The organism is Paraburkholderia sediminicola, assembly GCF_902859805.1.
In the GTDB taxonomy this organism is placed as follows: domain Bacteria; phylum Pseudomonadota; class Gammaproteobacteria; order Burkholderiales; family Burkholderiaceae; genus Paraburkholderia; species Paraburkholderia sediminicola.
In genome coordinates, this window is record NZ_CADIKC010000019.1 from 77,390 (window position 1) to 94,671 (window position 17,282).

At 61.2% G+C, this 17,282-nt stretch carries 15 protein-coding genes; 13 read left to right on the plus strand and 2 right to left on the minus strand.

What is annotated here, in order from left to right:
• Window positions 1–8: 8 nt before the first annotated feature.
• Entirely contained in the window at window positions 9–974 is a 966-nt protein-coding gene (locus tag R8871_RS36550; protein ID WP_175054769.1) for a LysR family transcriptional regulator, read from the plus strand.
• A gap of 258 nt (window positions 975–1,232) precedes the next feature.
• Here the strand turns inward: R8871_RS36550 and R8871_RS36555 are convergent, their stop codons facing one another.
• Window positions 1,233–1,838 (minus strand): helix-turn-helix domain-containing protein, encoded by a 606-nt coding sequence (locus R8871_RS36555; RefSeq protein ID WP_097394443.1) that lies wholly within the window; start codon window positions 1,836–1,838, stop codon window positions 1,233–1,235.
• Between the two features lie 224 nt (window positions 1,839–2,062).
• Between R8871_RS36555 and glnT the strand changes: the two genes are divergently transcribed.
• The 7 genes from glnT (at window position 2,063) to R8871_RS36590 (ending at window position 10,650) form a co-directional block, all read left to right on the plus strand.
• Window positions 2,063–3,451, plus strand: coding sequence for a type III glutamate--ammonia ligase (gene glnT / locus R8871_RS36560; RefSeq protein WP_175054770.1), 1,389 nt, complete (start codon window positions 2,063–2,065; stop codon window positions 3,449–3,451).
• An 11-nt stretch (window positions 3,452–3,462) separates the two neighbouring features.
• Entirely contained in the window at window positions 3,463–4,371 is a 909-nt protein-coding gene (locus R8871_RS36565; RefSeq protein ID WP_175054771.1) for a class II glutamine amidotransferase, read from the plus strand.
• Window positions 4,359–5,048 carry a GltB/FmdC/FwdC-like GXGXG domain-containing protein gene (locus tag R8871_RS36570; RefSeq protein WP_175054772.1) on the plus strand — a complete coding sequence of 230 codons (690 nt, stop codon included), beginning with the start codon at window positions 4,359–4,361 and terminating at the stop codon, window positions 5,046–5,048. Before R8871_RS36565 ends, R8871_RS36570 begins: the two co-directional genes overlap by 13 nt.
• Before the next feature lie 25 nt (window positions 5,049–5,073).
• Entirely contained in the window at window positions 5,074–6,435 is a 1,362-nt protein-coding gene (locus R8871_RS36575; RefSeq protein ID WP_175054773.1) for an FMN-binding glutamate synthase family protein, read from the plus strand.
• 80 nt (window positions 6,436–6,515) lie between these two features.
• Complete coding sequence (locus R8871_RS36580; RefSeq protein WP_175054774.1) at window positions 6,516–7,952, plus strand: APC family permease; 1,437 nt, start codon at window positions 6,516–6,518, stop codon at window positions 7,950–7,952.
• Window positions 7,953–9,770 (plus strand): bifunctional protein-serine/threonine kinase/phosphatase, encoded by a 1,818-nt coding sequence (locus R8871_RS36585; protein WP_175054775.1) that lies wholly within the window; start codon window positions 7,953–7,955, stop codon window positions 9,768–9,770.
• A gap of 184 nt (window positions 9,771–9,954) precedes the next feature.
• The gene (locus R8871_RS36590) at window positions 9,955–10,650 is read left to right on the plus strand and encodes a P-loop NTPase family protein (protein ID WP_175054776.1); all 696 of its coding nucleotides are present in this window, start codon (window positions 9,955–9,957) and stop codon (window positions 10,648–10,650) included.
• 17 nt (window positions 10,651–10,667) lie between these two features.
• Here the strand turns inward: R8871_RS36590 and R8871_RS36595 are convergent, their stop codons facing one another.
• Window positions 10,668–11,621, minus strand: coding sequence for a LysR substrate-binding domain-containing protein (locus tag R8871_RS36595; RefSeq protein WP_175054777.1), 954 nt, complete (start codon window positions 11,619–11,621; stop codon window positions 10,668–10,670).
• A gap of 342 nt (window positions 11,622–11,963) precedes the next feature.
• Between R8871_RS36595 and ansP the strand changes: the two genes are divergently transcribed.
• From ansP to R8871_RS36620, 5 genes are all read left to right on the plus strand, one after another.
• Window positions 11,964–13,460 (plus strand): L-asparagine permease, encoded by a 1,497-nt coding sequence (ansP, locus tag R8871_RS36600; RefSeq protein WP_093635339.1) that lies wholly within the window; start codon window positions 11,964–11,966, stop codon window positions 13,458–13,460.
• Between the two features lie 111 nt (window positions 13,461–13,571).
• Window positions 13,572–14,987 (plus strand): circularly permuted type 2 ATP-grasp protein, encoded by a 1,416-nt coding sequence (locus tag R8871_RS36605; RefSeq protein WP_175054778.1) that lies wholly within the window; start codon window positions 13,572–13,574, stop codon window positions 14,985–14,987.
• A gap of 94 nt (window positions 14,988–15,081) precedes the next feature.
• Window positions 15,082–16,023 (plus strand): alpha-E domain-containing protein, encoded by a 942-nt coding sequence (locus R8871_RS36610; RefSeq protein ID WP_175054779.1) that lies wholly within the window; start codon window positions 15,082–15,084, stop codon window positions 16,021–16,023.
• An 8-nt stretch (window positions 16,024–16,031) separates the two neighbouring features.
• On the plus strand, window positions 16,032–16,862 hold the full coding sequence (locus tag R8871_RS36615; protein ID WP_175054780.1) for a transglutaminase family protein: 831 nt from the start codon (window positions 16,032–16,034) through the stop codon (window positions 16,860–16,862).
• Window positions 16,863–16,945: 83 nt separating this feature from the next.
• Window positions 16,946–17,221: a DUF883 family protein gene (locus R8871_RS36620; protein WP_175054781.1), complete on the plus strand. Its 276-nt coding sequence runs from the start codon at window positions 16,946–16,948 to the stop codon at window positions 17,219–17,221.
• Window positions 17,222–17,282 lie beyond the last annotated feature (61 nt).

Here is a 17,282-nt window from a genome sequence, read left to right on the forward strand (position 1 = left end):
AGCATTTCATGAGACGAACCCCAGCCCCAATCGATCTGCGCGCGTTGCAGGCTTTTGTCGCTGTCTGCGAGAGCGGCTCGATGACAGGCGCGGCGAAGCAGCTCGGCGTGAGCCAGAGCGCCATCAGCCAGTCGATTGCAGCGCTGGAGCGAGATCAGAGCCTGACGCTGTTCGACCGCGAGAGCCGTCCGCCACGCCCGAACGTAGCGGGGCGCGCGTTGCTGGAGTTGGCGGGGCCGTTGATCGAACACGCGCAGATGGTGAGCGCCCGGATCGGCGATGCCTCTCAGGCCGGCAAGATGCCGGTGCGCCTGGGTTGCGTCGATTCGTTCGCGGCTACCGTTGGGCCTGAATTGATTCGCGCGGTGTCGAATTCAGAGCGGCAGATTTCGATGTGGTCTGGTCTCACGCCGGGCCTGAGCAAACAGTTGCACGACCGCGAACTGGATATCGCGATCTGCACGCAGACCACGCTGAGCGACGCACGGATCGTGGAAGTGCCGCTGTTTTCCGAGGCATTTGTGGTGGTGGTTGCGCGCAGCCAATTGAACGGACGCCGCAATATCGACTGGCGCACGCTTGCGCTCGAACTGCCGTTGATCCGCTATACGGCGCGTTCGGTGATCGGCCAGCAGATTGAGCGCTTCGCACGGCATCTGGGCATTAACAGTCCGCGGCGTTATGAGTTCGACGCGACCGATCCGCTGCTGAGTCTGGTGGCCGCGCGCGTGGGATTCGCGATATCGACGCCCTTATGTCTGTGGCAGGCGCGGCACTGTCTGGACGACATCGCAGTGATGCCGTTGCCGCCGAGCCGCCTCGGGCGGCGCGATTTTTTCCTGCTGCATCGCCAGGGCGAGTGGGAACAGTTCGCCAGTGACATCGTCATGCTGACGCGCGGCGTGCTGGACAACGCGATTCAACCGTCGCTCGCGCGGGCGCTGCCCGATCTGCCGGACGATGCATTGCGCTGATTCAGGCGCGATGGCGCGAGTTTGTATAAGCGTTGCTTTTAACGCTGCTTAACCGCACACCTCGTTTTTGTGCAAAGTCGCACCAGTCACAGCGACGATGTGCACCGCAGTCAGGCTGATGAACCTTTCAGCGTCGAAATCAGGAGCGATGCATGGTGCCCAAATCGTTTATTGGTGGGAATCTTTGATTCACTTGGATAAACATGGCACAAACGTTGCATTGATAGCGGCATCGACTGAGGCGGCCGCAGCGAGCGATCAGTCAGCTGCACTCGATTGCGGATACACGAAGATCGACAGGAATTGAATGGGCGTCTTGATCAGGCGTTCCGGACCGTGCGGTATCTCGCCCTGGAAAGTGAGCGTGTCGCCAGGATGAAGAATGTAGGTTTGCTGACCGTGGCGGTATTCGATCACGCCCTTGAGCATGTGAATGAATTCGGTGCCCGGATGCTGGAACACGGGAAAGCGTTCGGCTTCGTCTTCCATCGTGATCAGGAAGGGCTCGAAAAGCTTACGCGGACCCTGGTCATAGGCAAGCAGGTGATAGGTGTGGCCGCTTTTGGTGCCCTTGCGAACCACTTCCATGCCGCCGCCTTTTTTGACGAGTTGTGCACCGCCTTGCGGCACGTCGAAATTGCGAAACAGCATGGAGAGCGAAACGCCGAGCGCCTGGGCGATGCGGTTGAGGACCTCGAGACCTGCGGACGTCTGAGCGTTTTCGATCTTCGAGAGCATGCCGCGGCTGATGCCGGCCTGAGCGGAAACCTGAGCAATGGTCAGGCCGTGGCGCTGGCGTAATTCGCGAATGGTGTTGCCGAGGTAGCGTTCAAGCGGCGTTTTATTGTCTTCACCGATCTGCATGTAAGCCTCACGTAAAACGAAAGCGTAGCAGATTGCAGCGCGGAGCTACGTGCAAAGAGTTTCACAAAGAGAATCTTTGTTTCTCACCAATAAAGTACCCGGCCGATTGAAAACACGCTCGAAGCGCGCCACAACCGGCGTTCGGGAGCATGTTGCGCAACCCGGTCACACGCGCTGCGTGTGACTTTTCCAAACGACGAAAGATGCAGTTGCAAGGAGTGGCGATGAACCTGAACGATGCGAGCAAGCTGCCGTTCAACGAGCTCGGATGCGTGCCCCGTTTCGGCTCGGCGGAAGAGGCGCAGGCGTATCTGACGCAGCAGGGTGTGAAGTACGTGCTGGCGCAGTTTGTCGATATTCACGGCGTGGCCAAGGCGAAATCGGTGCCGGTCAGTCATCTGAAGAGTGTGCTGACGGCGGGTGCCGGTTTCGCGGGGTTTGCGATCTGGGGCGTCGGTATCGAGCCGAACGGCCCCGACTATATGGCCGTCGGCGATCTGGCGACGCTCACGCCGGTGCCGTGGCAGCCGGGCCTGGCGCGGATCGTCTGCGACGGTCACGTGAATGGCGAAGCATGGCAATACGATTCGCGCGTGACCTTGAAGAAACAGGTCGCACGGATGACGGAGCGCAACTGGACGCTCTTCACCGGTCTGGAGCCGGAATTCTCACTACTGCGCCGTTCGGCGTCCGGCACGCTGGAGCCATGCGATCCGAGCGATACGCTCGCCAAGCCGTGTTATGACTACAAGGGACTCTCGCGTACACGCGTCTTCCTGGAAAAGCTCACCGAATCGATGCGCGCGGTCGGCATCGACGTCTATCAGATCGATCACGAAGATGCGAACGGGCAGTTCGAAATCAACTACACGTATACCGATTGCCTGACGTCGTGCGATCACTACGTGTTCTTCAAAATGGCCGCCTCCGAGATCGCCAATGAACTCGGCATGATCTGCTCGTTCATGCCGAAGCCGTTCGCGAACCGTCCCGGCAATGGCATGCACATGCATATGTCGATCGGCGACGGTGAACGCAACCTGTTCTCCGACAAGAGCGACACGCTCGGCATGGGCCTGTCCACGCTCGGCTATCAATTCACCGCGGGTTTGCTCGCGCACGCACCGGCACTGTCCGCGCTGTGCAATCCAACCGTGAACTCGTACAAGCGCCTCGTGGTTGGCCGCTCGCTGACGGGCGCAACGTGGGCGCCGGCCTACATCAGCTACGGCGACAACAACCGTTCGACGATGGTGCGCATGCCAGGCGAGCGCATCGAACTGCGTTTGCCGGATGGCTCATGCAATCCGTATCTCGCGACGGCGGCGGTGATTGCCGCGGGGCTGGACGGTATCGATCGCGGTCTTTCACCAGGCGAACCGGCTAACGAGAATCTCTACGAGTGGTCGCCCGCGAAACTCTCCGAACACGGAATCGGCGTGCTCCCGCAAAACCTCGAGCAGGCGCTCGACGCGCTGGAAAGCGACCACGTGATCTGCGACGCGCTCGGCCCGGTTGCCGATGAATTCCTCAAGCTCAAACGGATGGAGTGGCTCGAATACATGCGCCACGTGTCGGACTGGGAACTGAAGACTTACCTCGAATTCTTCTAAGGAGAAGCACCATGTGCGGAATTGTGGGCTTGCTGGTCAAGACGCCGGCATTGCGCGAACGGCTCGGCGAATTGATGGTGCCGATGCTGATCGGCATGACCGAGCGCGGACCGGATTCGGCGGGCCTCGCGGTGTTCGGCAAACAGGTCGATGTGAGCCAGCGCAAGCTGAGCATTTACGCGGGCTTCACTGAAGAAGGCGCGGATTTCGCGTGGCAGCCGCTGGTGGAAGCACTGAACGGGGCGATGGACGTCACCGCGCGGATCGACTCGAAAGGCAATCATGGCGTGCTGACAGTGCAGGGCAATGTCGAGCGCGTGAAGACGTGGCTGCGCGAACGCTATCCGAAGCTGTATCTGCTATCGAGCGGCCGCTCGATCGATCTGTACAAAGACATCGGCTCGCCTTCGCAAGTCGCCGAGCGTTATGACTTTGCGAATCTGAAAGGCTCGCATCTGGTCGGCCACACACGCATGGCGACCGAATCGGCGGTAACGCCCGATCGCGCGCATCCGTTTACGGCTGGCGACGACTTCTGCCTCGTTCACAACGGCTCGCTGTCGAACGCGCACGGCGTGCGCCGCAAGCTCGAACCGCAGGGCATCCACTTCGATACCGACAACGACACCGAAGCCGCCTGCCGCTTTCTCGAATGGCGGCTGCGCGAAGGCGACACGTTGCCGGTCGCCTTGCAGAAGGGTTTCGAAGAACTCGACGGCTTCTACACGTTCCTGATGGGCACCTCGACCGAACTCGCGCTGATTCGCGATCCGTTCGCGTGCAAGCCGGCGGTGGTCGCGGAAAACGACGACTACGTTGCGATCGCTTCCGAGTTCCGTTCGCTTGCGCATCTGCCCGATATCAAGAACGCCCGAGTCTTCGAACCGGCACCTGAGGAGATGTATGTATGGAAAGCCTGACTTTCGATCTGGAGCGCGCGACGGTCCGTGAGCTGAACCAGTTCCTGCACAAACCGGCGAGCGAACTGGAGGGCCAGACGGTGGCGGTCGTCGCGCCGAACGGCGCGCATAACCTTGCAGTCGGTGTGGATGCGCCGGTGCGAGTGACGATTGCCGGTCACGCCGGCTATTACGCGGGCGGCATGAACAAGCACGCAACCATCGAGATCGAAGGCAGCGCGGGCACCGGCGTCGCGGAAAACATGATGAGCGGCAAGGTGCACGTGAAGGGTTTCGCGTCGAACGGCGCGGGCGCTTCCGCGCACGGCGGCCTGCTTGTGATCGACGGCGATGCGGGTCTGCGCTGCGGTATTTCGCTCAAAGGTGGCGACATCGTGGTGGGTGGCTCGGTAGGCAGCTTCTCGGCGTTCATGGCGCAAGCGGGCCGCATGGTGATCTGCGGCGATGCGGGCGATGCGCTCGGCGACTCGCTTTACGAAGCGGTGCTGTACGTGCGCGGCGAAGTGAAATCGCTCGGCGCGGACGCACAGTACGAGCCGATGACGCAAGCCGATATCGACGCGGTGCGCGCACTGCTCACCGCTGCCGGCATGGATCACGACCCGGCGTCATTCAAACGGATCGCCTCCGCTCGCACGCTCTATCACTGGAACGCGGACGCGAACCAGGAATATTGAACATACGCTCTCGAAGAAGGCCCTCATGGAAGCCAAACCCGTTCAATTCGTCCGCTTGCAGCAGGAAGAGTCGCAAGCTTACGACCGCAAGACGATCGACTATATCCACGCCGCCGCACAGCGCGGCCTCTACGAAATTCGCGGTCTGGGCGCGAAACGCCATGTGCCGCATTTCGACGATCTGCTGTTTCTCGGTGCCTCGCTGTCGCGCTATCCGCTCGAAGGGTATCGCGAGAAATGCGCGACGCAGACCGTGCTCGGCACACGCTTCGCCACGAAGCCGGTGGTGCTCGACATTCCGATCACGATTGCCGGCATGAGCTTCGGCGCGCTTTCGGCGAACGTGAAGGAAGCGCTCGGCCAGGCTGCGACCGCGATGGGCACCTCGACCACCACCGGCGACGGCGGCATGACGCAGGAAGAGCGCCGCTCGTCGAAGACGCTGGTTTATCAGTGCCTGCCGTCGCGCTACGGCTTCAACCCGGACGACGTGCGCCGCGCCGATGCGATCGAAATCGTGATTGGCCAGGGCGCGAAGCCGGGCGGCGGCGGCATGCTGCTCGGGCAGAAGGTCAATCCACGCGTCGCCTCGATGCGCACCTTGCCGGCCGGCGTCGATCAGCGCTCGGCGAGCCGTCACCCGGACTGGACCGGTCCGGACGATCTGGCGATCAAGATTCAGGAACTGCGCGAAATCACCGATTGGGAAAAACCCATCTACGTGAAGGTCGGCGCAACGCGCACGTTCAACGACGTCAAGCTCGCGGTGCATGCGGGCGCGGACGTGGTGGTGATCGACGGGATGCAGGGCGGCACGGCCGCGACGCAAACCTGTTTCATCGAGAACGTCGGCATTCCGACGCTGGCGGCGGTTCGCCAGGCGGTGGACGCGCTCGAAGATCTGAACATGAAAGGCCAGGTACAACTGATCGTCTCGGGCGGCATCCGCACCGGCGCTGACGTGGCGAAGGCATTGGCGCTCGGCGCGGACGCAGTGGCCATCGGGCAGGGCATGTTGATGGCGCTCGGCTGCAACAGCGACACGTACTTCCAGAACGGTGCATTGCATTCGGCTGCGGCGGACTACGCGGCGCTGAACACGTCGCCGGGTTTCTGCCATCACTGCCATACGGGGAAGTGTCCCGTCGGCGTGACCACCCAGGACGCCGTGCTCGAACAACGCGTTCAGCCGGACGAAGGTTCACGCCGCGTGCGCAACTACCTGAAGACACTGAACATGGAACTGACGACGATCGCGCGTGCGTGCGGCAAGCAGAACGTCCATCACCTGGAGCCCGAGGATCTCGTCGCGCTGACTGTGGAAGCCGCGGCGATGGCGCGCATTCCGCTCGCGGGTACGTCGTGGATTCCCGGATGGACTAAATGAATTGAGTTGTTTTGAGTTTTTTGACTGTGGAAAAGTTGAGTGCATTCAACCTTGATTCACCCCTCTATCAGGAGCCCAATATGAGCACTCCGCAAAGCACCACACAAGCAGCGCCGGCATCATCGGGTGGCCTGCGTTCCGGTACCTTAGGTTTTCCCGAGGTCATCGGCCAATCCATCGCGAATCTTTCGCCAACTTTCACGCCGTCGATCAACGTGACTGCGATCGCGGCGCTGGCCGGTGCTGGGACCTGGTTGATTTATGGTCTTTCAACGCTTGGGCTGCTGCTGGTGAGCATGAGCATCATCGCGCTCTCGAGCCGGATCGCATCGGCGGGTTCGTTCTTCATCTATATCTCGCGCGCGCTTGGACCGATGGCGGGTGGCATCGCCGGCTGGGGTTTGATTGCGGCTTACGTGGGCACGGCAATGGGGGTTGGCGCCGCTGGCGTCGTGTTCGTGCAGAACGCTTTTACGGCCTGGGGGATCAATGTCCCCTCGTGGGCGGTCTACACGGTCTTTGTCGGGCTCGCCTGGTTTTTCTCGGCACGTGACGTGAAGCTCTCCTCGCGCCTGTCGCTGGCAATCGAAGCCGCGTCGGTTGTGATCGTGGGCGGTGTGCTGATCTATGTGCTCGCACTGCATCCGGACCATATCATCGACCATACGCAACTGGGGCTGCAGGGCGTGAGCGGTAAGGGCATGGCACAGGGCATGGTGCTCGGCATCTTCTCGTACGTCGGTTTCGAGAGCGCGGCTTCGCTCGGCCAGGAAACGAGGAACCCGCTGCGCGTCATTCCGCGTGCGGTGGTCTGGTGCGTGATCCTGTCGGGCCTGTTCTTCATGTTTGTGGCCTATTCGATGACGATCGCCTACCACGACGATGCAGCCAAGCTCGGCGGCGATTCGGCCGTGCTCAACACCTTGCTCACGAGCGTCGGCGCCTCGCCGCTCGGTCCGGTGTTCTATCTGATTGCTTCGGTCAGCGCGTTCTCGTGCGTGCTTGCGTGCATCAACTCGTCCAGCCGTCTGCTGTATTCGATGGGCCGCTATCAGTTCGTGCACCGCTCGATGGGCATGGTGCATCGCACGCACCAGACACCGTACATCGCCGTTGCGTTTTCCTCCATCGTGACTTTTGTGGTGTGCATCGCGATGCTCGGCACGGGACCGCTCAACACCTTCGGCTATACCAGTACGTTTGCGACCTTTGGCTTCCTGGTCGTGTATTTCCTGGTCGCCATCGCAGCGCCGGTTTATCTGAAGAAGCAGGGCGAGCTGAAGACGAGCAACGTCGTGTGGGGCGTGCTCGGCGCACTGGCGATGGTCGGCGCGGTGATCGGCAGCGTGTATCCGGTGCCCGATTATCCGTATAACATCCTGCCGTATCTGTTCGTTGCGTATATGCTGGTTGGCGCAGTCTGGCTGTTGATGCTCAAGAAGCGCTCGCCGCAAGTGCTCGAGAAAATCGAACACGATCTGGAAACCAGCGACGTGATGACCCACGGCAAAAAGTAAATGAGTGAACCCTTCTCACAGGATAGCTTGCCCGCACCGAGCACCAGCCAGGTGCCAGACGATCCAGAGGGAAGGCCCGCTAGCGGTCGCGCAATGGGCGGCCAGGAAATCGACCTGCAGTTGAAACCGGAGCGCGGCGAGTGTGCCGCGCTCGAGATCGGTTGTGTTTCTTTCCCTGCCCGCGCCCGCGGGCAGGATCACATCAATGAAGACTACGTCGGCGTGATGCTCGGCGATCTGGCCGAGCGCGCCGCGCGTGGCAGCGTGATCGCCCTTGCGGATGGCGTGAGCGGCAGCAAGGGCGGACGGGTCGCGGCCGAACTCTCGGTGCGGACCTTTATCGATGCCTATTACGGACTCGCCGACACCTTGCAGCCCGGCGTGGCCGCTGCGCGCGCGCTCGAGGCAATCCACGGCTGGCTGCATCAGATCGGCCGCGTCGACCCCGCACTGAAGCAGATGGCTGCCTCCTTTGCGGCGTTGATCGTGCGCCGCGCTACCGCGTATCTGGTCGCGGCCGGCGATGTACGGCTCTATCTACTGCGCGATGGCCAACTGACCCAGCTCGGCGACGACGACGTGGTGCCGGTCGCTTTCGGTTCGTATGTCGCGCACGCGGTCGGCATGCTTCCGACGCTGGTGACGCGCATCGAAACGCTTGAGCTGCACGAGGGCGACCGCCTGCTGATGTGCTCCGACGGGCTCTATCGTCGCGTGCCGATGCGCGAGCTGCAGACGGTACTGGCGGCGCGCGGCGGTGCGCTCGAAACAGCGCGCCGTCTCAACGCGCTGGCGATGACGCGCGGCTCGCAGGACGACGTGACGAGCGCGGTGCTCGACGTGGGCGGCCTGCCTTTGCTCGATGTCGGCTACCTTGAGCGGGTGGTCGGCACCTTGCCTATTCCGGCGGTGCCCGATGCAGGCGAAGTGGTCGACGGATATCTGCTCAAGAGCGTATTGAGCGACGGCTTCTATTCGCGGATTTTCGCGGGCTACGATCTGGCCGATCCAAACACGCCGCTGGCGCTCAAGTTTCCCAAGCCGCGTGTCGAGCAGGACGAGAACGTGCGGCAGTCGATCGTGCGCGAGCGCTGGCTGGCCGGCAAGATCAGCGACGATGGCGTGCTCGCGCCGATGCCGATCGATGCCGACCGGCAAACCCGGCTCTATGTGGTGATGCCGCTCGGCTCAGGCGTCACGCTCGAGAAACTGCTGGCGGCGCCTCAGCCCATGGCGCTGCCGCGTGCGCTCAAGATCGCGCAACAGCTAGGCCATTCGATCGACGTGCTGAATCGCCGCAATATCTTCCATCGCGATATCAAACCCGAGAACGTGCTGGTGATGTGGGGCGATAGCACGCGCCTGCTCGATCTCGGCTTCGGTTATATGCCCGGCATGCAGTTGCCGGGTCCCGACGCCGCACCGGGCTCACCCGCTTATATGGCGCCTGAGTTGATGAAGGGCGCACAGGGTGATGCGCGCTCCGAGGTGTTCGCGTTTGGCGTGACCCTGTACCGGCTGTTCAGCGGCGGCAAGCTGCCCTACGGCTTCAATGGTCGTGTGCCGCTCTATCAGTACCGGCCGGACGCGCCGCTATGGCTCGACCTGGTGCTGGAGAAAACGCTGCAACCCGATCCGGCGCGCAGGTATCAGGACGTGCTCGAAGTCTGCGCCGATCTCGAACGTTTTTCGAGCGGTCGGGACGCGATGGCGCCGATCCGGCGCAAGCCTTTGCTCGAGAGCGATCCTGTGCTGTTCTGGCAGATGATCGTGGTGCTGTTGCTGGCGCTGCTGTTGTGGTCCTTGATCCGGCATTGAACGGGCTTGGCGGCGCGACCCCGTAACAGATCACTCGATAAGGTATCCTGCCTTTAGAAAAATTGTCGACCGGCTTAACTATTGTCGAATATTTGTCCCTGTAGACTAAGTCGCAATTCCGCCTTCTAAATCTGGTACTTTCTGCTTTCGACCCAGCCGGCTTCATGACAAAGGATCTGCACAGATGAGCTTCATCCACTTTATTGGCGGCGAGAAAGGCGGCGTCGGCAAATCGCTGGTCGCCCGCGTTTTGGCCCAGTACTTTATCGACGAGAATATTCAGTTCGTCGGCTTCGACACCGACAAATCACATGGCGCGTTGTTACGCTTCTATGCCGATTTTGCGGCTCCTGCAGTACTCGATCAGCACGACAGCCTGGATCCCATTATTGAACAGGCACTCGAAGATCCGCAGCGGCGTGTTCTGGTCGACCTTGCCGCGCAAACGCAGCAGTCACTCGGACAATGGCTGGACGACGCGGACGTCGTCGGTCTTGCCGAAGAGCATGGTCTAACGCTGACCTGGTGGCACGTCATGGACGCAGGCCGCGATTCGGTCGATCTGCTGCGGCAGTGGCTCGACCAGTTTGGTGGACGAATCAAGCTGGTGATCGTATTGAACGAACTTCGCGGTGACCGCTTCGAGATCCTGGAGGCATCCGGTGAACTCGCGCGTGCCGAAGCGCTCGGCGCGAGCGTGATCAGGCTGCGCCGGCTGCCCGACGCGACGATGCAGAAGATCGATCGGCAAAGCGCAAGCTTTTGGGCGGCCATCAATCATCATGACCGCGCCGCCACCGGCATGGGTATGCTCGAGCGGCAACGCGTCAAGGTGTGGCTACATCGCGCTTATGGTGAATTGGCCAAGCTCGCTCTATAGCTGCGCGCCGACTGGCCTCACGCCGCGGTCAGGATATCCGGTAACTGATCCACCCGCGGCTCGATCAGCTGGGAGCTGATGAAGGCCCAAAGCTGTTCGGCCGCCTGGCCGCGCTCCTTGACCGGGCGGTACAGGCGTATCTCCAGCTCGGTTGCCCAGATGTCCGAGCCTGCGCGAACCAGATTTCCTTCGCTTAATTCCTTGGTTATACAGCTTTCCGGAAGCCAGCCGATTCCGTGGCCGGCTACAACCATGCCTTTTAACGCCTCCGACATGTGGGTCTCAAAGCAGCGGAACAGCGAGTACGGCTCCGTCGCGTTCATCAACAGCATTTCGACAACGTTGCCAAGGAATGCGCCGGATGAATAGGCGAGCAGGGGCAGCGGTCTGCTGCTCTTGCCAGGGAGTTCGAAGAGAGGCTTGCCGTCACTGCCTGCTGCCGAGACCGGCACAATGCGCTCGACACCGAGTGTAAGGAACGGAAAGTGATTGGGATCGAGTGCGATCGGCAATTGCGGGTGGTGATAGCCGATTAGCAGGTCGCAGTCGCCTGCCACGAGGTGTTGCACACCCTCGGGCACGTTGACGGCCTGGACGCGGGCCATGATATGGCCGAACTCGCTGGTCAGGCGCTTGAGCCAGTCGGGAAAAAGCGTAAAGACCAGTGTATGGGCAACCGCGAAATGAACCACATGGTCGTTTTCCGCGAACTGTTCATACCCGCCTACCAGGTTGCGTGCCGCATGCATGCTGCGCAGGATGTCCGCCGCGAGACTGCGAAACATCCGGCCGGCGGGTGTGAGAGTGATCGGGTTGACGCTGCGATCGACGAGCTTCGTGCCCATCCACGTTTCGAGCGCCACGATCCGTCTACTGAAAGCTGATTGGGTGAGATGCCGGCTGCGCGCCGACCGGGAGAAACTCTTCGTATCCGAAAGGCTAAGAAAGTCTTCCAACCACTTTGCTTCCATATTGATCACTTGTGTTGGGTCAATCGACAACCATGTCTGTGCGACACGGCAACGCTAGCCTACCGTTCCTCATTGCAAGAATACCGATGTTTTTTTTCGATAGGTGTTAGTCGAAATATGCATGAGCGTTGCCCCCATAAATTGGGCTACATACCTTTTGTCTGCCTGCCCTCGATGACCCAATACAAACTGCCCTTGATCCGGCGCTAAAAACGAACGACCGTTCTTAAATGTCAGTTGTTGATTTGTAGATTAATCGATGCGCCACCGCGCATACATCCTTCCGTATATGTCCCCGGGATTGCGAAGTCAAGTGCCCGCATTAAAAGGATCGAACTGATTATGTCCACACTGCACAACCAGAATTCCCCGGCATCCCCTGGCGACGTAGATAAGAAAAGCTGGCTGGAGTCGCACGAAGCGGGATATCACAAGACGTTGGGTAATCGTCAGGTTCAGATGATTGCCATTGGCGGGGCGATCGGCACTGGCCTCTTTCTCGGCGCGGGCGCGCGCCTGCAAATAGCGGGTCCTTCGCTTGCCGTTGTCTATCTGGTCTGTGGCGTCTTCTCGTTTCTGATCCTGCGCGCGCTGGGTGAGCTGGTGATGCATCGGCCGAGCAGCGGCAGCTTTGTGTCGTACGCCCGGGAATTCCTCGGGGAAAAAGCTTCGTATGTCGCCGGCTGGATGTACTTCCTGAACTGGGCGATGACCGGCATCGTCGACATCACGGCCGTCGCGCTGTACATGCATTACTGGGCGGCGTTCTCGTCCGTGCCGCAATGGATATTCGCACTGATTGCGCTGTGCATCGTCGCGGCGATGAACCTGATCGGCGTGAAATGGTTTGCCGAAATGGAGTTCTGGTTCGCGCTCATCAAGGTTGCGGCGATCTCGCTGTTCCTCGTGATCGGCTCGATCATTCTGGGTACCGGGACGCATGTCGGCGGGCACACCACGGGGGTGCATCTGATCAGCGAGAACGGCGGCCTGTTCCCGCATGGTTTGCTGCCTGCGCTGGTGCTCGTGCAGGGCGTCGTGTTCGCGTTCGCCGGCGTCGAGCTGGTCGGCACGGCTGCGGGCGAATGCAAGGATGCGCGCAAGGTGCTGCCGCGCGCCATCAACAGCGTGATCTGGCGCATCGCCGTGTTCTATGTGGGCGCCGTGGTATTGCTGGTCTGCCTGTTGCCGTGGAGTGCCTACAAGGCGGGGCAGAGCCCGTTTGTCACGTTCTTCGCTGCACTGGGCGTGCCGGGCGTCGGCTCGGTCATGAATGTCGTGGTGCTGTCGGCAGCGCTATCGAGCCTGAACTCGGGGCTGTATTCGACCGGGCGCGTATTGCGTGCACTGTCGATGGGTGGGTCCGCGCCGCATTTCCTGTCCCGCATGAGCTCGCAGTCGGTCCCGTACGCCGGCATTCTGGTCACGGTCGCGATCTACATCGTGGGTGTGGTGCTGAACTATTTCGTGCCGTCGAGCGTATTTGAAATCGTGCTCAACGTGGCGTCGCTCGGCATCCTCAGCACCTGGGGATTCATCGTGGTTTGCCAGATGAAGTTCCGTCAGGCGGTGGCCCGTGGTGAGGCTGAACCGGTGACGTTCAGAATGCCCGGCGCGCCGGTGACGTCGTGGCTGACGCTGGCGTTTCTCGTGGGGGTGCTGGTACTGATGGCATTCGACTATCCGAACGGCACGTGGACCGTTGCCGCGATTCCGGTCGTGGCCCTGATCCTGGTCGCCGGCTGGTACGGGGTGCGCCGCCGCGCGCATGCGATGATGAAGCCGACGATTCCGTCGGTCACCCTGACTCAGAGCGTGCTCGAGGACAACGCGGGTTAATGCGGACTGATGCGGGCTGATGCGGCGCGCAACTCCTCCCTATTGCATCGACAACACCAGTAATATCAGCAACAGCAGCAACAACTACAGCATTAACGACGGAGAACCGAAGTGAAGCCATTCGATGAGATGCTGACGTCTGCTGACGGGGTCCGCGCGCCTTATGAACTGCTCAAGCAATGGCTCGATACGCAGCATCCTGCGAATCTCGCGCAGAAAGCGGATGACGCGGAAAGCGTGTTCCGCAAAACGGGCATTACGTTTGCCGTGTACGGTGAAGAAGAGGCGGCCGAGCGTCTGATTCCGTTCGACATCATCCCGCGCATCATTTCCAGTTCGGAATGGACGCGCCTTTCGCAAGGCATCGAACAGCGCGTGATCGCCCTCAACGCCTTTCTCGACGATATCTATCACCGTCAGGAGATCGTGCGCGCCGGGCGTATCCCGAAGGAACTGATTGCCCAGAACGAGGCCTTTCTGCCGGAGATGATCGGCTTCCGGCCGCCGGGCAATGTCTACACGCACATCATCGGCGTGGACATTGTGCGCACCGCCGAAAACCAGTTCTACGTGCTGGAAGACAATGCGCGTACACCTTCCGGCGTCTCCTACATGCTGGAGAACCGCGAGACGATGATGCAGCTTTTCCCGGAGCTGTTTCAGCAGGTCAAGGTGCGGCCGGTCGAAGCCTATCCCCAACTGCTGCGCGAGTCGCTTGCCGCGGTGTGTCCGCCCGGCGGCAACCAGGACAATCCGACCATCGCGGTGCTGACGCCCGGCATCCACAACTCCGCGTACTACGAGCATGCGTTCCTCGCCGACCAGATGGGGGTTCATCTGGTCGAGGGCAGCGATCTCCAGGTCGTGGATGGCCGCGTGGCAATGCGCACAACCGAAGGGTTCCGCGCCATCGACGTTCTGTATCGCCGGCTCGATGACGCCTATCTCGATCCGCTGACTTTCCGGCCCGATTCTGTGCTGGGCGTCGCCGGCATCATGGACGTCTACCGCGCGGGCAACATCACGATCGCCAATGCGCCGGGCACCGGCATCGCCGACGACAAGGCGATCTATTCCTATATGCCGGAAATCGTCGAGTTCTACACGGGCCGCAAGTCGATCCTGGAGAACGTGCCGACCTGGCGCTGTTCCGAGCCGGGCAGCCTGAAATACGTGCTGGAACATCTCGAGGAACTGGTGGTGAAGGAAGTCCACGGGTCGGGCGGTTACGGCATGCTGGTCGGGCCCGCTGCGTCGAAGAAAGAACGGGAAGATTTCGCAGCCAAGCTCAGAACCCGTCCGAACAACTACATCGCGCAACCCACGCTGGCGCTGTCGACCACACCGATCCTGACCGAAAAGGGTCTCGCGCCGCGCCACGTGGATCTGCGGCCCTTTGTGCTGGTGTCGGACCGCATTCGCATCACGCCGGGCGGGCTGACGCGCGTCGCCTTGAAAGAAGGCTCGCTGGTGGTCAATTCGAGCCAGGGCGGCGGCACCAAGGACACCTGGGTGCTTGCCGACTGAGGGCCGACTGAAGGCCGGTGGCGAGCCTCACAGAACGCCAGCCTGATACAGAGCTGGCATACGGAAAAGAACAGACACTGGAGTTGGACAGCACATGCTTCTCGGACGCACAGCAAGCGGACTCTACTGGATGCACCGCTATATCGAACGCGCGGAAAACATCGCACGGATAGTCGACGCCGGGCTGCGTATGGCGCTGACCCGAACGTCCGATGCGCAGGCAACCTGGTCGTCCGTGGTGGTGACCTCCGGCACGGAAGAGGGTTTCCGGGAGAAACACGACGCCTATACCGCCGCCACCGTTTCCGACTATCTGCTGCGCGACGGCCACAATCCGTCGAGCGTTCTGTCATGCATCGAAGCGGCGCGCTCGAACGCCCGCATGGTGCGCACGGCGCTCACCCGCGAGGCGTGGGAGAGCGTGAACGAGGCGTGGATGGTGGTCAGGCGGGTGCTCGCAACGCCGGTGGCGGCGAGCGAACTGCCGGTCGTGCTCGATCAGATCAAGCGCCAGACCGCGCTGATTCGCGGCACCTTCCACGGCACGATGCTCAGAAACGAGATTTTCGATTTCGCCCGCATCGGCACGTTTATCGAACGCGCTGATAACACCGCGCGCATTCTCGACGTCAAATACCACCTGTTGCTGCCCGCGGTGTCCTATGTGGGCACGACGCTCGACAACTACCAGTGGGAATCGATCCTGCGCTCGGTCGACGCGCATCGATCCTACCGCTGGGTCTACGACGTCCAGTACAAGCCGACCAATATCGCCGACTATCTGATCCTCAACGGCCGTATGCCGCGCTCGCTGAACTTCTGCTACCTGAACATCGTCGAGAACCTCGCGTATCTGGCGCAAGACTATGGCGTCACCCATGCCTGCCACAAGACCGCCGACATTACGCTCGCCACGCTCCGGGACAACACGGTCAAGCGGATCTTCGCGCAGGGCCTGCACGAGTTTCTCGAGGGCTTCATCGGGCAGAACAACCGGCTTGGTTTTGAAATCGCCGAAACCTACAACTTCGATTGAGACCGGCCATGCGTATCGCTATTCGCCATACATCGCACTATCAGTACGAGCAGCCGGTTCCTTACGCGTTGCAACGTTTGAGGTTGCGTCCGCAGTCGTGCCCCGGGCAGACGGTGATCGACTGGCAGGTCACGGTCGACGGTGTCGAGCCGAACGTCTCTTACGTGGACGGCCTGGGTAACCGTGTCGACTTCGTGCGGCACGAGCGCAACAAGCGCGAGATCGTCATCGTGGCGCAGGGAACGGTCGACACGGAGGACCGGGCCGGGATCTTCGGCGTGGTCGATGGCCTTGCTCCGCCTTGGGTCTTCGAGCGGGAGACGCCGCTCACGCGGGCCGGCGAAGGAATCAAAGCGCTTGCCGCTGACCTGCGCTCCGAAGACGAGCCACTCCAGTCGCTGCATGCGTTGATGAATACGATCCACGACCGGATTGCTTATCAACCCGGCATGACCGACGTGAGCACGGATGCAGAGACGGCTTTGCTCAACCACCACGGGGTCTGTCAGGACCACGCGCACGCTTTTATCGCCGTGGCGCGCGCGCTCCGCATTCCGGCTCGCTACGTCTCGGGCTATCTGTTAATGGACGGTGTCGCGATGCAGACGGCGAGCCACGCATGGGCGGAGGCGTATCTCGACGGACTCGGCTGGGTCGGCTTCGATGCGGCCAACAATAACTGTCCGGACGAGCGCTATGTGCGCATCGCCACCGGCCTCGACTATCGTGACGCGATGCCCGTATCCGGTATTCGCACCGGGCAGGGCGCGGAGACGCTGACAGTCGAACTCAGCGTTTTACCGGTCCAGGGTCAAAGCCAGAGTCAAAGTCAAAGTTGATGGACCGATATAACGCCTCATTAGCGCTCGCGCTGATGAGGGATGCGTAAAGATGTTCTTAACCACGCTTGCAGGGAGGCAGTATGTCAAATTTCGGTAGCGCAGTGAGCGACATCAATGGCTCGTCGGAAGACGTCGCACACGCTTCCAGCGTGGACGTGGAGCCGGTGTCCGGCAAGGTGCGCGCGCGTCTTAAGCGCGCGAAACAGAAGGCGGCCGATGCGCAGGTCATCGTCATCGAGAAGGGGCGCAAGTCTGCTCGGGCTGCCAACGACTATGCGCATGACCGTCCGTGGACGACGGCCGGTGTGGCCCTGGGTGTCGGCGTGCTGATCGGTTTGTTGATCGGTCGAAAATAGTCCGGCGGGTTACCGGCGCATCCATCCGCACGGTCGCCCTGATTGACAGGGCGACCGGACC